The following is a 17,161-nucleotide window of genomic DNA, read 5'->3' on the forward strand; positions in this document are numbered from 1 at the left end:
GGGGCTGGCTGCGTTGTAACCAACACACCCACAGGAACCCGACCCAGTGTTGGTTAAGACCAGCGCCGGAGGTCACTCTGTGCGTCTGTCTGTCCCAGGAACGATAGCCGATCGGAGTCGGGGACACGAACCGCCTCGCCGTCGCGAGTGACGTACTTGTTGAGGTATCGGTAGTCCGCTTCCCGATAACTTCCGTCTTCGTTGGTCGCGGCCTCCGGCGAGACGTACACGATGCTGAACGCGGGCAGGCCGAACGATCGGGTGCGAGAGACCTGAAGGACCATGCCGTCGCCAGGGCTATGGCACTCGAGAAGGTCTCCCCGATGCAGTTCCTCGTCGAGAGGTGGCCGCTCACACTCCGCTCGCGTGAGCTTCTGGCCGTCGTAGCTGGCCTTCCACGGCTTGAGCGGGTCCAGATCCTGATCGGGACAGACCCGTGCCGTCGTGTCGTCGAGCAACTCGACGACGAAGGGGTACTGGCTGCCAAAGTGGTAGTCGTAATCCGGAGACCGTCGGGCTCGCTCGACGTGTGTCTCGACTGCCTCGCTGGCCATCTCTCGGCTCGGGAACAAGCCCTGCCAGGAACAGTGGTGGTCAGCACAGACGGCCAGGAATCCAGTCTCGGTGGATCTGATCGTCTCTCGATCTAGCGGCGTCCCGACGCGAACGTCGGCTGCCCGTTCGATGTGACGCCCTCGTGGACTACACATCTTGGCCTCCCTCGCCGCCGTCGGTCGCGAGGCTCGTCTGCCTCGTGGCAAGGAATCGTTCGGGGACGTCTTCGAACGCTTCCAGGCCTGCCTGCTCGGTGCCGTCGACGTCGACGCTACTGTGGTCTGTTTGCCACGAGGCACGTTTGCGCTCGAAGCCCCCGTCGAAGGCTGAGAGTTCCGATTCTCTGGCGGGCGTGGCGGCTGTGTCAAGGTCCTCAGCCCGGTCGGAGAGCCACGCCATCTGGTCGAACATCCCGTCGAACTCCCGCTCCTGGAAGGGGAACCGGACAGTCGCTTTCGGCGGGAGCGCTCGGTACGTCTCGCGATCGGTCCGAATGGCGGTCGGCCGTCCGTCGAAAATCTCGCGCTCGCAAAGCGCATCGACGTAGTCACTGCCTGCCAGTACGACCAACTCCCGGCAGGGCGACTCCTGTTGATCGGCGGCAAACGGGCGGCGAAGCCAATCGCCCAGAGCCGAGTGGACACGAAGCGCCCACTGATCTAGACGGGTTGCGACTCGGTCTCCCGACGGGAGCCGGTAGTGTGGTTCTCCGTCGATCGGTTCGCCCCGCAGGTCCTCGACCGTGGTGTCGTAGGGAGCGACCGTCTGGCGGGGCAGCAACACGCCGTGTTCGGCGGAGAGGACGCCCCAGGCGTTTGCTCGTCGGTCGGCGGTTCGTGCCCACTGGACGGCCGCTTTGGCGTACTTGCGCTTGACCGCAAAATACGAGGACGTGTAGAGGTTGCGAGCGTCGGCTGGATCGTCGGTTTTCGCGTCGCCGCAACCGATGAGTACGAAGCGGCCGCGGGTTCGTTCTGTCTGCGTGGTGGTCATCGTTGACTCCCTCACCCCGTCAGGGAGTCAAAAAACCGCTACTAGAGGCTGTTGGCGGTAAACTAACGTGCGAGATACAGAGGTTCTACGCAGCACGACGGCCCGTCTCTTTCAGAGACGCTCTACTGACTCAACTGCTCAGTGTGCGTATCAATCACAGACCGGTTTTTCGAACACCGGTTCGGGATCGGTTACATGGTTTGGGTCACATACCCGGATAGCACCGTCATCACGAACAAAAACATCCCATTCATTCACGGAGAAATGGAGAAGGTTCGGCGTACCGTCAGGGCCTGTGAGCAACTTGTCTATCGATTCTAAGTCGATCTCGTCGGACAATGGGTCAAGTTCTATCGGGCTGATGCCCTCGGCTGCTGCCACCGCTTCGATAATTGCCAGAGACGGGGGGCGTCCGCGTTCACCCTCAAACCGTGTCCCTACTACGGGTGTGCACTCACAGACACTCTGCTCGGTCATGATAGACAAAACGTGTAGCGGGTGGTATTTGTTTTTTAGGGAGAAAGAATAGCAAGGAGATAGTTGAAGACACGTTTTGGCTATTACGTGGTCGGTTTAAGCGGTCGGTGAGCAGCCTGTACTGACCGATTCAAGCGGCCTCTTTCTGGCAAGGATTTCATGCGAGATACGCGCCCTGTATGCAGCAAGTCCACCGAGACCTGTCACGGACCGATGGTTTCAGAAACCAATGCTAGCTGGCCTCAGTATTCGGCCTTCGGCGTCAGCCCCTCCCGGTATTCGATTCGCTCTCGCTCATGCTGATCGCGATAGGCGAGTGTCTGGCCGTTCTCGTACTCGATGACGATGGCGTCCTCCAGAGCCTCCGCAGTCGCCCGGCTGCCGTCGACAGCCCAAACGGGGTCCATCGGCTCGCTCTCTAGCGGGCTTCGAGCGTCTCCGCTGCTGGGCCAGACGCCCTTGTCCTGCCAGAATCGCTTGATCCACTCCAGGCTCTCGCGAACCGTCTCCCGGATCGAGAGATGGTCAGCCGTGCCGTAGCCGTGGGGCGTAAAATACTCGCCGTGTAACGCCGCGAGATGGATACCATTCCAGTCGACGCCGACGATATCGGCTGGCTCCTCGCCGGTGACACGCGGCTGTGTCAGCGCCTCCATGGCCTCGTACTGTTTCGGGGGACTCGCCCCCAGTAGATGCACTCGCCGGCCCCGCCAGTCGACGATATCTATGTACTCCTGGGCGGTCTGGTCGGAGTAGCCCAGCGGGTACCCGAGTACGATGTCCTCGTCGATCTCGTCGATAGCCTCTCGGCACTTCGGGACGACAATAATCTCCGTCTCCGGAAACTTCCGTGTCAGCTCCCGTGCGGCCTTGTTGTAGCGTCTGGCCTCCTGGCGATCGTACGCATCGCCGAGTATCCCGACCGACGGCTCGTAGGTCTCGAACCGCTCGATGTACCGGTCCAGGTCGGGATTCCGAAAGTCGTTGTCGAGGATCTCGACCGGGATGTCGACGTTCCGGAGCGACGATTGATAGGAGTAGTCCTCGCGAACGCCGACGGCGAATCCCCGCGCGTAGGCGTCGATCACGAAGGGCTCGCGATGGAGGAATCCGACGTAGTCTGCGTGCTGTGCGTCGCCGATGGCCGTCGCTGACCAGGAGTGGATCGCCTCGGAGGACATGGAGTATCGCGCGCCACTATCGGGCGCGCCCAGCTGGCCAGCGCGCCACAAAATCCCACCCTGGTGGTTACTCGTTTTCGACGGCGTCGATGAGATCCGCTGCTGTCGAGGAGATCCGATCCAGGCGGTCCCGCAACGTCTCGGCTGCGTCCCCATCCCAGGCAGCGAGATAGAACGCCGAGTTGTCCGGGTCCAGCCCGAAGTGTCGACTGACGATGTAGGCGACGGCCTCGGCTTCGACCTCACGCTTGTCCCGTTCCGTGTCGTCCTGGACGTCGAAGTGGAGCTTGGCGTGGGCGAACTCGTGGATCAGCACGCTCGCGACTGCTGCTCGGTTGTCCTGATGCTTCACTTCGACCACAGGATTGGTCGTCGTCACGCTTCGGCGCGTGCAGACCCCCTTTGCGGCTCCGTGGTCCCACTCGTCGGACTCGACAAGTTGGGCGTCGACGCCGATTTCGTCGGTCCCAGCCAGAAGGTCTTCGACGAGTCCCTCCGGGTCGCCGTGGGTCTCTGTCTCCAGTTCGGGGAGTGGCTCGCCCTCGGTCTGGGAGATGTCGAAAACGCTAGCTGGCCGGAACCCGACCAGTCCGCGGGACCACTCGTCCGGGTCGGTCTCGTCGTACTCGCAATCCGTGTTCTCGTGGTACGACGGCGAGTTCCCGCACTCGGGACACTTGTTCGTGATGATGGGCGCCCAGATCCAGATGGCCGACTCCCCTTCCTGGACGTAGCGATCGAACTCGTTCTTCCAGGTGTTGTACCCCGCAACGCGGGTCGCGTTGGGACACTGCATCTTGATGAGCAGCGTGTTCCGGGCCGAGTAGTCATGGAACTTCGACTGGACGTCCAGCCAGCGCTGGAACTGCTCGCTGGCCTGGGCCTCGTCGGTGAGGTCAGCGAGGTCCTCGACCCACCCGTTGAGGCGCTCGCGCATGTCGTCGGCACGGCTGTCCGAATCGTCGAAGGTAGTGGTCTGCTGGCTGTGCTCCTGGTCGGGGAGGTTGCTCTGTGTCGTCGACATGGTTCTGTGTCGGATCGCGCTCTCGGGCACGACCCCGCACCTCCCCTGGGGGGCAGAAAATCCCGCTGCTGTACTGCTTGAGGGAGCTGGCACAGGCTGTCAGAGAGCAGCGCTGTTTTCAGAGCTACTGGGACGAACCAGCTGATCAGTAGGTGTGCGCATCCACCAGAAGCGACTTGAGCTCTAAGATCCAAGAAAAGATATGGCGTGGTTAGCAGAGGGACTGGTTTCGCTGTTCTTTCTGGTTCTGATCGGCCAGTATACCTATCGGGAAGCCAAGAGGGAAGGTCGGTCGTCGCCTGCACTCCGAGGAGTCTTCTGGATTGCGTTTGGTGTCGTCGGTGTCGTTCGCTACCTCGTCCATATCCAAGAACAAGACCCGAAGAAACTGGGATGGGTCGGGCTTTCGGCGCTGCTCTTTACGCTGTGGGCCATCAGAACCTTCGGGATATGGGGGCTGAGCGGTGGGTTCTATCTCTGGGGAGGGCTGTTCGCCGGGTTCTTTGTCATATACTGGCAGTTTAACCTTGAACAGGATAGAGGGGGCATAGATGACTTATCTTCTCCAAGTACGGCTGTCGAGTAGTACCGCTGTACTGACCTCTGAAGAGATGAAGAAATCAGTAAAGATTCCGTTGTTTTCTTACTCGCTTTCCGCTGATTCCCACCCCTTGTGGAAGTACGCCAGCGCGGTGTTGGACTCGAACAGTTTGCCCGACGGATCGTGACAGATCACTCCGGCCTCTGGAATGAACGAGACCGTCCCCTCGTCGGCTAGTCGCTGAACAATATCGCGGGCTCGTTGCTCGTCGACCTTGAAGGTATCTGGCCGCTGTCGGTCTCGGTCCTGTGCGATTTGTCGGCGCTCGAAGCGTTCGTAGTCTGGTATTGCAGGGTCCATTGTGCTCACGAGGGTTGGCCCTCACCCGCCAGGGGCGCAGAAAATCGGCTTAACCAACAGACGCGACAAACGGGTCTCAGCGTTGGTTAAACACACCACCGCTTCCGGAGAAAACCACCCACTCAGCTACTCTTCGGGCATTTTCGGCGCGATAATGAATTGACAGGCTCCGTCTGCGTCGGGGAACTGCGACTTGACGACCAGCGGCAGTTCGTCTCCGATATGGAGAACACGGTTGGCCCCGCTGGGCAGCCCCTTGCTTACCGATGTGGCCAGATCGGCGTCAAAGGCTGCCTGGACGTCAGCGGGGTCGAATGCCACCAGATCGGTCGCCTCGCGCCGGTAGACCATGCTGTCGGTGTCTCCAACAGCCTCGAACCGGAGTTCGCCGGCGTCGGGGTCGACGGTCAGATCGAAACGATCGTTGGCCTTCTTCGCCGCCCTGAGTGCGAATTTGAAGTCTCCCTGGTCGAAGTGCGCCGTCGCTGGCAACTCCACGGGCGGAATATTCGGTGGGTTGCGGAGCAACTCGACTGGTTCGAGGTCTACAGTTCGGGAAATTCCGTTGATCGTGATCTCCAGCGCTCCACTTGCGGCTTTGAGAGAGAACTGTACGAGGTCGTCCGGCTCCCCGATCGAGAGTGCTTCCCGGACTCGGCTGACAGTCACCCCCAGCGTCCCCGGACCCGCCGTGAACGTCTCGAAAGAGTCTCCGTCGACACTCAGGTCAACCATCAGGTGGTTCATGACGTCGCCCGCTCTGATCGCGAGCGTCGACGTCGACACACCAACTCGAACCTCGTCCGCAACCGCCCCGGCGGCGGTGAAGATCTGGTCGAACACCTGGATCTCGCCGCTGATCCGGAGATGGCGGGGCGCATCCAACGTGAACAGAGATGACGATTCCTGGAAACAAATATGGTGTGAGTTCCCGTGAGATGAGTATATGCATTTCCCACCAACTCTTCGTCTGGTTATGAGGCGCCCGATGGACCCCGTGTAACACACAGTGGGGTATCTCTCTAACTGAGAGACTCCACTGGTTATTTTTGTAAATCGGTCAGACACCGTAATTGATGCCCTCCACGTTGCGACGTACGTTCCTCGGGACAGTCGTATCCGGTGCGGTCGCCGGTATCGCCGGTTGCTCCTCGTCCTGTCCAGACACCGACACACCGGAGCCGTCACACACCGTCGGGACGGCCGACGGGTCGGCGTTCGAAACAATCCCCGATGGCGTGTGGCCGTCACCGAGGTTCGACGCGGCGAATACAGGGTACACTCCAGTGGAGTCTCCGTCACCGACGCCGTCAGTCCAGTGGCGGTCGACTATCTCCGTCAGTTCGGGAGACGAGACTGAGCGGCTGACGAGTGGACCGATCGTCGCCGAGGAGACGGTCATGGTAGCCACCAGAGCAGGGCTGTTCGGCCTGTCGCTCCGTGACGGCACCGAACGATGGCGCCGCGACCTCGTGCCGGCGGCCGTTGAGTCAGCACACGGGTACGGCCAGAACCTAGCGTCCCCGATCGTTACGGACGAGACGGTGATTTGTCCGACGGCCGACGGCGTCATCGCCCTCGACATCGCGGACGGGAGCACTCTGTGGCGTGCGGACAACGTGACAGGTGCGGGGACGCCGGCGCGAACCGGTGAGGGGGTAATCTGTCCGACAACGGACGGGCTAACGATGGTAGATACTCGTGACGGCAGTCCACGATGGACGGCCTCAGTCGACGCCAGGGACCCAGCGGTGGCCGACGACACGATCCTTGTCGGCGAGGATCGGACGGTCGCTCTCGACGCTGAAACCGGCCAGCGCCGGTGGACCGTGCCGACGGGCACGAATGAGCACGCCGTCGTCGCGGACAGGACGGTGTATCTCAGCACGGGGAACGATCTAGTCGGTCGAGCGCTGTCGGACGGCTCCGAACAGTGGCGGATCGATCGTGGTCGGTTCTTGGCCCCGCCGGTCGTCACGCCCGAGAGCATCTACGCGGTCGAATCACCGGGCGAGGCCGGCGACGCGACGTTCGCGTTCGACCGGGCGGCCGACGGGAAGCCGACGCCACGGTGGTGCTCGCAGGTCGGTAGCGGTGCCGTGACCGCTGCCGCCGGCGACGGCCTGTTCACGCTCCAGTCAGCCGGGTTGGTCGCGTTCACGAGTGACTTCGGCGACGCCACCTGGCGATACCCGCTGCAGGACGGGCTACAGCCGCCGGCGGTGCTTGACGATGCCTTGGTAACAGTTTCGCCCGAAGGTGTCGTCGCAGCGCTCGGAGGTGACTGACCGTGTGGCGTCCCTCATCACGGAGCGGGGGACCGCTGGCCGTCGTCGGCGCGCTGTGTCTGCTCGGCGCGATGCTCCCGCTCGGGGTCTGGCCTGCCCCCCCGGCCGGGGGATTCGTACGTGTTCGACCCGGCGCCGTTCAGCGCGGTCTGGGCACAGCGTGTCGTCGTCCCGGCGTTGACCGTCAGCGCGAACGTGTTCGTCCTTGCCGGGCTGTACGCACTCTACCGACGCGACGGCCCAGCGATGCCGGACTGGCAACGTTGGACCGCCCGGGTGACGCTTCTAGTGGCTCTCGTCTGGCTGTTCGGGACCGCTCTAGTCACGTCAGCTGGCCCGAACGACTTCGTCGGCGGTGTCTACGGTGGGCTGCTGGCTGTGCTCTCTCTGATAGTCATCGTCCCGGGACTCGTCGCCTGGGGCGGGGGCTATCTCCGGAGCGGACAGGTGCGACTCGGCGCCGCCCTTGCCGGCGGCCCGTCGTTGACGGCCCTTTACGTAGGTATTTCGCTGTCCGGCGTCGACTTCGACCCCGCCGGCGGACTTCTGCTTGCCGTACCGACGGCCGCGATGGCGGCCTTGGTCGGATACGACCTGTTGGTCGTGACTGCGTCGCCAATCAGCGGCGGGCACACCGAATCATAGTAGTATCGTAATCAATTTCAGCTTGTCATAGGAACTACGATGTGGTCCCCGCAGATGATTGCTAACGCTGTTGTCCTCCAGTCAGGTGTTACACTACAGTACGGCGCGACTGATCCAGTCGGGATGGTACTCACTGTTCTTCTCGTGCTGGCGATCAATGTCGTGATCTACTCTTTCAAGAAAATTCGAGACCGATATTTAACCGGCGATGAGTGAAGCCAACAACGCCTCGGATCCTGCTCTGGCCTGTTGGTTCGAAATTAGACTGCTCGTTCGTCGCGTTACTGCCCCGCATCATATTGGGCTGGATCGGACTCGTCAGTAACAGAACGTACAAGCAGCATGATGAACAGACGAGTACGAATCAGAACCCATCAAACTCGAGGGTAGCAATACCGACCGTGTAGCGCCCCGGACGGCCGAGTACGACGGTCAGACTCACTCCCGTGAGTCCGATAACTATGTAGCTGTAGGATGGATCTTCGTCAGCATCCACATCCACCGACGCATACAGTTCCCTCCGATCGTCGACAGTATATATACACGACCCCTGGAGGTGGTCAAACCGGTAGCCCTGCTGGGGTCGTCCCTCCGAATATAAATTACTAACATCGATCATCCGTTTGTTGATACCGTATGCCCTCCATCCTTGAGAACCCGCTCGCGCACTACGGCTTCCCAGCCATCAACGCTGTCGTCATCACAGCCATCGCGTTCACGTTTCTGGACGGGGCCATCAGGTGGGCAGCACTCGGCATCGCTGCCCTCGAGGTCATCGTCGTACCGCAGATACTGAAACGCGCTGCGTGAGCACGACTGTCGCTCTGCCCGAAAATGCCTACCATACCAGTCGAAAGACGGGGACCTCCGGCACACGCTCTGCGGCGAGGTGGATCATGAGTCCAGTCAGTCCGAGTGTGATCGCGTACGGGTTCGGTGCGGTCTTCGGTATCCTCGCGGTCGTCTACTTCGCCCGCGATATTCTGCTATCCCTCTCGGTTACGTCCAAACTCGCCCTACTGTACGCGGGTTCGCTGTCACTGTTGTCCGTCGGTGTATTCGGGGACGGAGCCGTCTCACTCGTCGGCTTCACAATCGGTGGCGCCGGATACGCCGTCTCGTCGTTTTACCTCGTGAAGTGGTACAATTGGCAGCGGATCGGCCGGTTCGCGATCTCCGCAATCTCGGCGGTGCTGTTCGTGTGTCTGGGCTGGCTGCTGAGTTCGGGTGTCCTCGCCGGCGGGATCGAACTGGCCGGTACGGCCGGAGTGGTTCTCGTTGGCGCGGCCCTAACACTCGCCGCTGTCGACCGTAACGAAGGCGAGGTGGTACGGTACGAGGTGACGATCGCCGAGACGATCGAGACACGGACCGATCGGATCGGTACCGTCGAAGTCAGGAACGAGAGCGGGTTGTTCAGACACGCGTTCGAGTTGCCGAGTTTTCGCTGCGTGGTGGGGAACGGAAAGGCGGAACAGACGATCCCTGTCAGAGTGGGTTCGGTCGTCGACTCAGGCGCGTCGGCAACTATCGGTCCCAGCGAGAGCCGGGACGCCCCGATCCGGATCGAGTGGCGAGCGGTCGAAAAGCGACTCGAAGAGGCCGAACTCCCATCTCGCGATTCATACGAGGCATCCATCGCTGGGGAGGACACACACAGGCTCACCACCGAAGCTGGAGAGACGATCACCGTGGAGCTCTGTTGAGTGCGATCTTCCACTAACAGCGAACCCACCGCCAGGTCGCCGAACCAGACACCCTACAGCGGAAGCGGATTCGCGACCACGGTACCCGCCGTCGCGATTATCGACGGTTTGGCCAGCGGTTGGCTAAGCATCGCTTGTCGTCGGTAAACCACAATGAATCAGGATTTTGGTCTGAGATATCACCCAATCACAGGTCCGGGGTCCAGTTCTGACCGTCCTTCGGGCCGGCGACCGTGGCACCGGCCGAGCACGCTTTCGGAAACAGCAGCTTTCTCAGTGCCTTCTCGACCATGCGGTCGAGCATTGTAGAGTCACCAGTGTACCTTAGCTCGATCAGCGAGTAACTCACCGCACAGGGTCGACCTGTGATCTTGCGGACAGTATGTCAAACTTTTATTTTACGAGGTGTCAAACTGTCGACCACGCTGAGATGGTGATTGACGATATCTTTGGACTTATTCTGGATGTGATACTAGAATTTGTCCCCAATATAGTATGGAAGCTTCTGTTTTTATTGCTCGGTATCACAACGATGGCAATCGGTACGACCATGCTTGATGAATCACCGCAAACAGGCGGAGGGTTGATACTCGTTGGCGCGCTTCTGCTGATAGGTTCGCTGGTTTGGTTGCTCCGAGACTGAACGGTAGTTCGACTGTGCTGCGCGATTCGGCCTAATCGGCTCCGTAGTTTTTCTCGTGCAAGATCCGCGCTCTCTATTCAGCATAGAGTTCACGTTCCAGGGTCTTCCAGAGAAAGGAACTGCAGGGCTTTGTGAACGAACACGGGGCTCTGGCTACGCCCGAGGTGGTGGAGGTTTACGGACTACGGCGTAAAGAAGCCGAACAGCGTCTACAGAATCTGTCCGATGTTTCGTCGTTTGAGGGCAGCACCAGAGACTTCTGGTTTTGATCACAATTTCTGCGAGAAGCACGGCCAGTTTTCTGGAGAGAGTTGCCACCGTGAATACGGGAGTCAACGGGGCAAATCGAATACATAGAGACGGAGTCGATGGGCCGTTCCCACAGAGTTGATTTCAGCACCGCTGGGTTGAACCAGCTGTTCAGTGGGTATGCCTCCCTACCACCATATTCAATCAGTTTCACGGTGAAATCAACAAGCCTGTGGTTTCAGTTTTTAAGGGCGCTTGGCTAAAAACGGCGAAACAAGATAACAGACCGTCAGGACCTCCGCGTGGCGGCAACCGCTATGAGCAAAAGCGTGGTGACAGTCAGTTCAAGTCCGAAGCCGGGACCGGACCCGCCGGTCGTCGTGTCTACGAGGTCACTTTTTTCTTGCACGTCAGGGTCGTTCGGGGCGTAATCTTCGGAGTCAATCACGCCGTCCCCGTCGCTGTCTTGGATGGTGTCTTCCTCCGTACCTCCGTTCGTATCACTTACAGTGACCGTATCGGTCGTGGTTGGAGAATGGGTCGCGGTCGGCGTCGGGGTTTCGGTAGGCGTGGGTGATGGAGTTGGGGTCGGCGCCGATCCATCGGAAGCAGGATACCACCGGTGTTCGTTGTTCTGGCTGATCGTGAAACTCCATTTGTACTCACTCTGGAATCCACCGTTTTCGAACATACGGAGACAGATGGGACCGTCTTCTTCCGCATATATCTTGAATGACGCATTCTCCGTCGGCTCCGAACGCTTGTAATAATCGGCGTCAGTACGGTACTCTTCCATGTTTTCTAATTCGGCAGCCGACGTGTCTGGACTGAGGTCAAACGTGAGCCGCCGTTCCGCGTCGCCAATGTTCTCATGGAAGATAGTCACGGCGAAATAATCGCCTTTCTCAGCCTGAAGCGACAACGCGTCGGTATCTCCGGGTGAGTTGATCGCGCCGCCGACGGCTGTCGCGTTCGCGTCGTATTTGTCCTCAAGTTCCTCGATACTATACGGCGTGTAATCACAGTTATCAGCGATCTCGTCGTCAGTCGCCTGTACGACTGCGGGCGTGGCCGCGACCAGAACCAATATTGAAATGACAACAAAGGCCTTGTTCATTCAGTCCGACTATTTAACACTGGATAATAAAATATTCCGAAAGGCTCAGCTTTTTCCACAGTTCGTACTGTTCTATGTCCACTTCGATACAGTCGTGTTCATTCAATAGGACTCTTTTATACTTGAGATGCTACTTTCTTCCTCTGTAGTGAACGTTCGAGGAATATGGTGGAGGAGAGTAATATACGGGTTACTTACCTTGCACGCCGTCCACACTGAGAGATTGACCAGCGGTATCAGGTACAAGCTTACTCGGCACAACCCGTGTGAGAATTACCATGCCCGACAGTTCGACGAGTGTTTGGGTTACGACGATGGCTGGCGCAAGCGAATAACCTGATGGCAGTGCGAGTGCCAGGGGAAGGACGACAAGCGAATTCCGTGTCACCGATGTGAATACCAGCGAGCGGCTTTCTCCAACTCCCATTCCGAGGAGTCCAGCCGCGAGCCGTCCAAGGAGCGGCATGATGACCAGAAAGGCGACGTATATCGGGACGACAGCAGCGATCTTCCTGATTGAATCTTGTACCCGAGGGAGCTGTGAGGCGATGATCACGAACAGTGTTACGCCCATCATCGGTACCGAGAGCCACCCCATCACGTCTTGCCACGTTTCGCCACGGGGAGAACGCTCTGCGAAGTATTCCGTCGCCCACGCGAGTGAGAGGGGGATGGCAATAATCACGATGAACGCCTCGATGAATGGGCCAGCTTCGATGAATTCGGCGACTTGCTGACCCATGAACAGCCAGAGATACAGCGGGAGCAACACGAGCTGAATCAGCATGAGAGCGGGTGTCGCGGCCGTAATCTGTTCGGAGTCGCCCCCACCGAGTTCTGTGAACGTGATAACGTAGTCGATACACGGCGTCAGCAACACCATGAACGCGCCGACAAGAATTGCCGGCTCTTGTGGCAGGAACCGTGTGAGACCAAACACGACCACCGGAACGACGACGAAGTTCATTCCGAGAGCTGCCCCCATGAATCGCCCGTTCCGGAACGCTCGGCGGATGCGAATGAACGGGATCTCTAAGAACGTCACATACAACAAGACTGCCAGAACAGGATTTATCAGCGGTTCTAGGACCGCGCTCGCACCCGGTATCCCGAGACCGATACCGATAGCGAACAGGACGGAAACGGCATACAGTGCGACCTGATTGTGCTGAATCCACCGTTTCGAGAGCCCACTCATAGCCGTACTACTGTACCCCGGCGGCTAAGTCAGGAGAACCAATCATAGGGATGTCCAGCCTCGTGTGGCGGTGCGCACATGCATTTTTGACTGTGTATCATGCGAGGTGTCTGCGTCTGAAAAGTGAGCGGATTGTTATCGTAGAAACCAAACCGCGGCACTTGTGTAACGCATTAATCGTTACTCTGGACGGTCAGCTGTTAGCCTGTACCGACCGTCAGTTTGCTTGGTCGAGTATGCTGGGAGAAGCACGACCAGTTTCTAAGGAAGGGGCTACTGCCTTTGAGTAGCGTAAAAGGCAGGATTGCAATTCGAGGCTCTGTTGAACTCCTATTGCCTTGTTTAATCACAAGACAACGGCCGGATAGGGCTACTCAGACACATTTTCACAGCGTCAGCGGCACAATTTCGGGACCAGACGATGCAGTAGCTGTCACTACTGGTGCTTGGTGAATGATCAGAACTATGGCATTTTGTTCCCACGGTCAAGTGACGACGGCGATACCTCTCCTGGATATGTCCGGAGAAGGGGAGCAGGCGGCGAGCCTAACTCGCCGCCTGCGTTAGGTTATGCACGATGCACTTGCGTGTGAGCTCCCGGAACTGGCCGTGCCAGCTCCGGGAGCGGAGCTTCTCGCCGTCGTCTTTCTTCAACTGCGAGAACCCGGTTTCACTCATCCAGCGCTGGTTGTAGTCCTCGTTCATTCGTGCATTGTGAGCTTTCTGTAGCGGTGTCTGCTCTCGGTGCTTGATCAACGGCCGCGTTGAGTTGGAGCGACACTCCTCACGGAGGTCGCTCCAAGAGTAGTTGGCGTCAGCAGACAACACACGCAGGTCTTCCGCGTTCCGGCGGAAGACCTGCATCCCAATATGGCCGTCCCACGCCTTCTGCGTCGTGTAATGAGTATCCTTGATTGCTAGCGTGTTCACGTCAATCAGAATCGTCGTCTTCATCTTCTGGAATGAGAAGTCTGCGCGGTCGCGGTAGTGGTAGCTCGTCTGATCGCGTTGGAAGCCACTTGCATCAATCGCTGCTTCACCGCTCCAGCCCGCCTGCTCCGCCGAAGTGCGGAGCAGGCGGCGGAGCTCACGCATCCGATACTCATCCTCCCACCGACAAATCGAGCTGTAGTGTGGAGCCTCCTCAAGGCCGAATACAGCTAAAATACCGGACATCTCGTTGAGATAGTCTTCAGTTTCTCGTAGACTCTTTTCCAGTTCGACACGGAACAGAATCAACGCTATCTGTGTCCACTCGGCGTACCCGTCCGCGCCTTCCGGCGCGGCGGGTACGTCAGGATCGTCTACGTGTTCTTTGGCAAGTTCTCGACACATCCACGCTAGCCGTCTGAGCGATACCATATCGCCAGACGGCGTCCATTTCCGGGTTAGCTTAACGGAATATTCCCGTCTGAGCGTCTGAGGCTGCCGCCATTAGCAGGCAAAACAAGGCAACTCCTATTGAATCCACACCTTTCCCGCTGAAACAGCCGGTAGGTAGGTAGGTAGGTGTGCCAAGTCATCGAAGCGAGCTGGCAAGCTATGCTAACAGTTGGCACAAACACTAATTGCCTGAGGTTAGAACTACACTTACAACCCTTTCGCTATGAGTTCATTTGCGTTGGAGGACGTGAAGGTCCTTCACGTCGACGACGAACCCGATTTCACGGATCTGGTTAAGGACATTCTCGAAAGTGAAGATTCGGCGCTATCGATCTGCACTGCTACAAGCGTAGACGACGCATTATCAATTCTCCAAGTCGAGGACCTCGACTGTATCGTGAGTGACTACGACATGCCGGGAAAGAATGGGCTTGATTTTTTAGAACTGGTTCGAGACGAGTATCCGAGCCTTCCGTTTATCCTGTTTACCGGGCGCGGTTCAGAACAAATCGCAAGCGAGGCGATCTCTGCCGGGGTCACCGAGTATCTCCAGAAAGAGACCGGGACAGACCAGTACAAGATCCTCACGAATCGAATTCGAAACTCGGTCCAGAGTGTGCGCGCCGAAGCGGCCTTTGAGCGAACTGAAGAGCGCTATCACAATTTGGTGGATACTGCTCCGATACCGATCGTTCTCTTCGACGAAGAGGGACGAGCCGTCTACTCGAATGAGGCTGCGGTGGAATTCTTTGATGCCGATTCACACGCTGAAGTCGAAGGAAAATCCTTTGTCGAGTTTCTGCATCCCGAAGATAGGGACGTTTCACGCGAACGCTTTGAGCAGCTCATGACGGAGGATCAACCGATGCCAGAAATTGAATATCGTATACAGACGATGAACGGCGAAATTAAAACCGCGACAGTTGCGACCGCTCCCGGAATCTACCATGGAGAGCCCGTCGCGCAGGCGATGGTATATCAGTAAGTTAGTCGACTGTCCTGATAGAGTTGTCTCGCCGGTGTCTACCGACGTGTCGCTGGTGACTGTAGGCCCTGTACTGACCGTCAGTTTGCTTGGTCGGTAGAGCATTCGGCGAGAAGCACGAACAATTTTTTGGAGAGAGCTGCCATCCCTAACCAGTGTGAGACGCACAAACTAACTCAATCAGACCAAGAGATTTAGAAAAGATAGAGATTGGTGGCGTCCACAACATAAACAGAGGCAACTGTAGATGCCGTTCATCGCGCGTTTGGGATCGCGGGGCGGGGAACTAGTCTCTCCCGGCCAGGTTGATGCTGAGAACAAACTCTACTGCCCGGAGTGTGGAGGTGAGATGGGTATCAGGGATGGCGACGGAAAGAAACGGCACTTCTGGCACACCGAGAAGCTTGGTGGTGCGGACGGACACGAGTGTGATGGTGTTGGCCGGGAGACCGCTGAATCTGAGATCCACAGTCGGGTGAAAGCGTATGCTGTCGAGGCTCTCGCAGACCGGTTCGTTAGCCTGGATACAAAACGAAACGGGGAGGAGATACCGGTTGAGGTTGCAGAGACCAGCAGCAAGAGCGACTACCGCAGGGCCGATGCGATGGCCGAGTTCGAAGCGGAAAACCGGTTGTTTGGGCGCGGGCTGGCCGTAGAGATTCAGCACAGACATGAGGAAAAGAACATTCCTCGGGTGAGCGCGGACTTTATCGAGGCTGGATACACTGTCCTCTGGATCGATACAGCAGATGTCGAAACACAGCGGGAGTTTCCTGATATCGACCTAGCGCTCCAGTCCGAACAATTCGTATCTTATACGCCGTACAACTGGTCTGAAATCGAGGTGCTTAATGACTTTGCGGCCGAGGAGTGGTTTCAGCTCGAAGAAGACTGGCAGCAGAGGATCCGTTCCCGAACTGCACACACGAGTTTCAACAACAGGGCTCGATTGCGATGTGTGCTCTGTGTGAAACCAAATATCGGTGGCATGACCCTTCAAAACGCCCGGCGTTCGAGGAGACATGTGGCTTCGAGTTTGATACACGTGTGAACGGTGAGAGACCGGACTTTCCCGACAGCCCTGAACCACATATCCACCATTGGTTCTCTATCGAACAAAACCCTGATTCTGCGGACCCTAGGTACAAAACCTCTGTCCAACGGAAGAGATGCGGGAAATGTCGGGCCTCAAAGGTTATAGATTCGGATGGAAATTCAATCATTGATCATACCGAGAAAGATATCTACGAAATCAAGACGGGACTGATGAGGCGTCAAGAACACTGTGATCACAACTGGCACCGGTACGAGGAACGATGCACACTTTGTGACCTACCGAGGTCAGATATAGATAAGGATTTCAGCGGAGGTTGGTTCTAATCCCCTTCTTAGAGTCTTCTAAAGAGAAAACACAGAATCAGGCGCCTGTTCAAAACTAACAGAGAGTGGCTCTGTTGAAATCCTATTCTTCAGACGGACTCTCGTCTGAAACAGCTGGCCGATGAGAACTGCTCAAGAGCAATACAGTGAGGAGCCGAAAAAGTGCTCGCGGTCGAGTTGATGCTGGATACAGCCGGTCTCAAGTGACTGCGCTTGCTCATTTCCGACCACCCTCCACATCCGTCTCTGTCTCGGTTTTCGCATCGCTCTCGCTCTCCTTACCAGCATCCACCGAACCACTCTCGCTATCTCGTTCCGTCCACTCAACTATCACCTCATCATCACCAGGTAACTCAGCGCCATCCGGCACCGACACAAACACATCTAAGTACCGAACTGACTCTGCAACATCCTCTGGCGGCTCCCCGACTTCCTC

At 58.0% G+C, this 17,161-nt stretch carries 18 protein-coding genes; 7 read left to right on the top strand and 11 right to left on the bottom strand.

Annotated features, from left to right (window positions below; all coding sequences use genetic code 11):
• Positions 1-53: 53 nt before the first annotated feature.
• The 5 genes from P0204_RS20870 to P0204_RS20890 all read right to left on the bottom strand — a co-directional run bounded on the left by P0204_RS20870 (position 54) and on the right by P0204_RS20890 (position 4,230).
• Positions 54-710 (bottom strand): hypothetical protein, encoded by a 657-nt coding sequence (locus P0204_RS20870; protein ID WP_276224579.1) that lies wholly within the window; start codon positions 708-710, stop codon positions 54-56.
• Positions 703-1,548 carry a DUF6884 domain-containing protein gene (locus P0204_RS20875; RefSeq protein WP_276224580.1) on the bottom strand — a complete coding sequence of 282 codons (846 nt, stop codon included), beginning with the start codon at positions 1,546-1,548 and terminating at the stop codon, positions 703-705. Before P0204_RS20875 ends, P0204_RS20870 begins: the two co-directional genes overlap by 8 nt.
• Positions 1,549-1,698: 150 nt before the next feature.
• Positions 1,699-2,025 (bottom strand): HalOD1 output domain-containing protein, encoded by a 327-nt coding sequence (locus P0204_RS20880; RefSeq protein ID WP_276224581.1) that lies wholly within the window; start codon positions 2,023-2,025, stop codon positions 1,699-1,701.
• A 242-nt stretch (positions 2,026-2,267) separates the two neighbouring features.
• Positions 2,268-3,206, bottom strand: a complete 939-nt coding sequence (locus P0204_RS20885) for a DUF6610 family protein (protein ID WP_276224582.1) — start codon at positions 3,204-3,206, stop codon at positions 2,268-2,270.
• Positions 3,207-3,273: 67 nt separating this feature from the next.
• Positions 3,274-4,230, bottom strand: coding sequence for an ArdC-like ssDNA-binding domain-containing protein (locus P0204_RS20890; protein WP_276224583.1), 957 nt, complete (start codon positions 4,228-4,230; stop codon positions 3,274-3,276).
• 202 nt (positions 4,231-4,432) lie between these two features.
• Between P0204_RS20890 and P0204_RS20895 the strand changes: the two genes are divergently transcribed.
• Positions 4,433-4,816, top strand: coding sequence for a hypothetical protein (locus P0204_RS20895; RefSeq protein ID WP_276224584.1), 384 nt, complete (start codon positions 4,433-4,435; stop codon positions 4,814-4,816).
• A gap of 57 nt (positions 4,817-4,873) precedes the next feature.
• Here the strand turns inward: P0204_RS20895 and P0204_RS20900 are convergent, their stop codons facing one another.
• The 3 genes from P0204_RS20900 to P0204_RS20910 form a co-directional block, all read right to left on the bottom strand.
• Positions 4,874-5,131 (bottom strand): DUF8069 family protein, encoded by a 258-nt coding sequence (locus P0204_RS20900; protein WP_276224586.1) that lies wholly within the window; start codon positions 5,129-5,131, stop codon positions 4,874-4,876.
• Positions 5,132-5,257: 126 nt separating this feature from the next.
• Complete coding sequence (locus P0204_RS20905) at positions 5,258-6,016, bottom strand: beta clamp domain-containing protein (protein ID WP_276224587.1); 759 nt, start codon at positions 6,014-6,016, stop codon at positions 5,258-5,260.
• A 175-nt stretch (positions 6,017-6,191) separates the two neighbouring features.
• Positions 6,192-6,533, bottom strand: coding sequence for a hypothetical protein (locus tag P0204_RS20910; protein ID WP_276224602.1), 342 nt, complete (start codon positions 6,531-6,533; stop codon positions 6,192-6,194).
• On the opposite strand from P0204_RS20910, the gene P0204_RS20915 reads away from it, so the two are divergent.
• From P0204_RS20915 to P0204_RS20930, 4 genes are all read left to right on the top strand, one after another.
• Positions 6,418-7,419, top strand: a complete 1,002-nt coding sequence (locus P0204_RS20915; RefSeq protein ID WP_276224657.1) for an outer membrane protein assembly factor BamB family protein — start codon at positions 6,418-6,420, stop codon at positions 7,417-7,419. The genes P0204_RS20910 and P0204_RS20915 overlap by 116 nt on opposite strands.
• 120 nt (positions 7,420-7,539) lie before the next feature.
• Positions 7,540-8,064 (top strand): hypothetical protein, encoded by a 525-nt coding sequence (locus P0204_RS20920; protein WP_276224588.1) that lies wholly within the window; start codon positions 7,540-7,542, stop codon positions 8,062-8,064.
• Positions 8,065-8,700: 636 nt separating this feature from the next.
• A complete protein-coding gene (locus tag P0204_RS20925; RefSeq protein ID WP_276224589.1) occupies positions 8,701-8,874 on the top strand; it encodes a hypothetical protein in 174 nt (57 codons plus the stop codon).
• An 86-nt stretch (positions 8,875-8,960) separates the two neighbouring features.
• Positions 8,961-9,770: a hypothetical protein gene (locus P0204_RS20930; protein WP_276224590.1), complete on the top strand. Its 810-nt coding sequence runs from the start codon at positions 8,961-8,963 to the stop codon at positions 9,768-9,770.
• A gap of 1,181 nt (positions 9,771-10,951) precedes the next feature.
• On the opposite strand, the gene P0204_RS20935 is transcribed toward P0204_RS20930, so the two are convergent.
• The 3 genes from P0204_RS20935 to P0204_RS20945 all read right to left on the bottom strand — a co-directional run bounded on the left by P0204_RS20935 (position 10,952) and on the right by P0204_RS20945 (position 14,339).
• A complete protein-coding gene (locus tag P0204_RS20935) occupies positions 10,952-11,779 on the bottom strand; it encodes a hypothetical protein (RefSeq protein WP_276224591.1) in 828 nt (275 codons plus the stop codon).
• A gap of 190 nt (positions 11,780-11,969) precedes the next feature.
• A complete protein-coding gene (locus P0204_RS20940; protein WP_276224592.1) occupies positions 11,970-12,977 on the bottom strand; it encodes an arsenic resistance protein in 1,008 nt (335 codons plus the stop codon).
• A 546-nt stretch (positions 12,978-13,523) separates the two neighbouring features.
• A complete protein-coding gene (locus tag P0204_RS20945; protein WP_276223952.1) occupies positions 13,524-14,339 on the bottom strand; it encodes an IS5 family transposase in 816 nt (271 codons plus the stop codon).
• A gap of 244 nt (positions 14,340-14,583) precedes the next feature.
• Between P0204_RS20945 and P0204_RS20950 the strand changes: the two genes are divergently transcribed.
• Positions 14,584-15,345 carry a response regulator gene (locus tag P0204_RS20950; protein ID WP_276224593.1) on the top strand — a complete coding sequence of 254 codons (762 nt, stop codon included), beginning with the start codon at positions 14,584-14,586 and terminating at the stop codon, positions 15,343-15,345.
• Between the two features lie 247 nt (positions 15,346-15,592).
• Positions 15,593-16,396 (top strand): competence protein CoiA family protein, encoded by an 804-nt coding sequence (locus P0204_RS20955; RefSeq protein ID WP_276224594.1) that lies wholly within the window; start codon positions 15,593-15,595, stop codon positions 16,394-16,396.
• Positions 16,397-17,161 lie beyond the last annotated feature (765 nt).

It is taken from the genome of Haloarcula halophila, from assembly GCF_029278565.1.
Taxonomy (GTDB): domain Archaea; phylum Halobacteriota; class Halobacteria; order Halobacteriales; family Haloarculaceae; genus Haloarcula; species Haloarcula halophila.

Coding starts and splice junctions, on each gene's coding strand:
- P0204_RS20870 (WP_276224579.1), bottom strand. CDS start 710: ATGTGTAGTCCACGAGGGCGTCACATCGAACGGGCAGCCGACGTTCGC.
- P0204_RS20875 (WP_276224580.1), bottom strand. CDS start 1,548: ATGACCACCACGCAGACAGAACGAACCCGCGGCCGCTTCGTACTCATC.
- P0204_RS20880 (WP_276224581.1), bottom strand. CDS start 2,025: ATGACCGAGCAGAGTGTCTGTGAGTGCACACCCGTAGTAGGGACACGG.
- P0204_RS20885 (WP_276224582.1), bottom strand. CDS start 3,206: ATGTCCTCCGAGGCGATCCACTCCTGGTCAGCGACGGCCATCGGCGAC.
- P0204_RS20890 (WP_276224583.1), bottom strand. CDS start 4,230: ATGTCGACGACACAGAGCAACCTCCCCGACCAGGAGCACAGCCAGCAG.
- P0204_RS20895 (WP_276224584.1), top strand. CDS start 4,433: ATGGCGTGGTTAGCAGAGGGACTGGTTTCGCTGTTCTTTCTGGTTCTG.
- P0204_RS20900 (WP_276224586.1), bottom strand. CDS start 5,131: ATGGACCCTGCAATACCAGACTACGAACGCTTCGAGCGCCGACAAATC.
- P0204_RS20910 (WP_276224602.1), bottom strand. CDS start 6,533: ATGACCGTCTCCTCGGCGACGATCGGTCCACTCGTCAGCCGCTCAGTC.
- P0204_RS20925 (WP_276224589.1), top strand. CDS start 8,701: ATGCCCTCCATCCTTGAGAACCCGCTCGCGCACTACGGCTTCCCAGCC.
- P0204_RS20930 (WP_276224590.1), top strand. CDS start 8,961: ATGAGTCCAGTCAGTCCGAGTGTGATCGCGTACGGGTTCGGTGCGGTC.
- P0204_RS20935 (WP_276224591.1), bottom strand. CDS start 11,779: ATGAACAAGGCCTTTGTTGTCATTTCAATATTGGTTCTGGTCGCGGCC.
- P0204_RS20940 (WP_276224592.1), bottom strand. CDS start 12,977: ATGAGTGGGCTCTCGAAACGGTGGATTCAGCACAATCAGGTCGCACTG.
- P0204_RS20945 (WP_276223952.1), bottom strand. CDS start 14,339: ATGGTATCGCTCAGACGGCTAGCGTGGATGTGTCGAGAACTTGCCAAA.
- P0204_RS20950 (WP_276224593.1), top strand. CDS start 14,584: ATGAGTTCATTTGCGTTGGAGGACGTGAAGGTCCTTCACGTCGACGAC.
- P0204_RS20955 (WP_276224594.1), top strand. CDS start 15,593: ATGCCGTTCATCGCGCGTTTGGGATCGCGGGGCGGGGAACTAGTCTCT.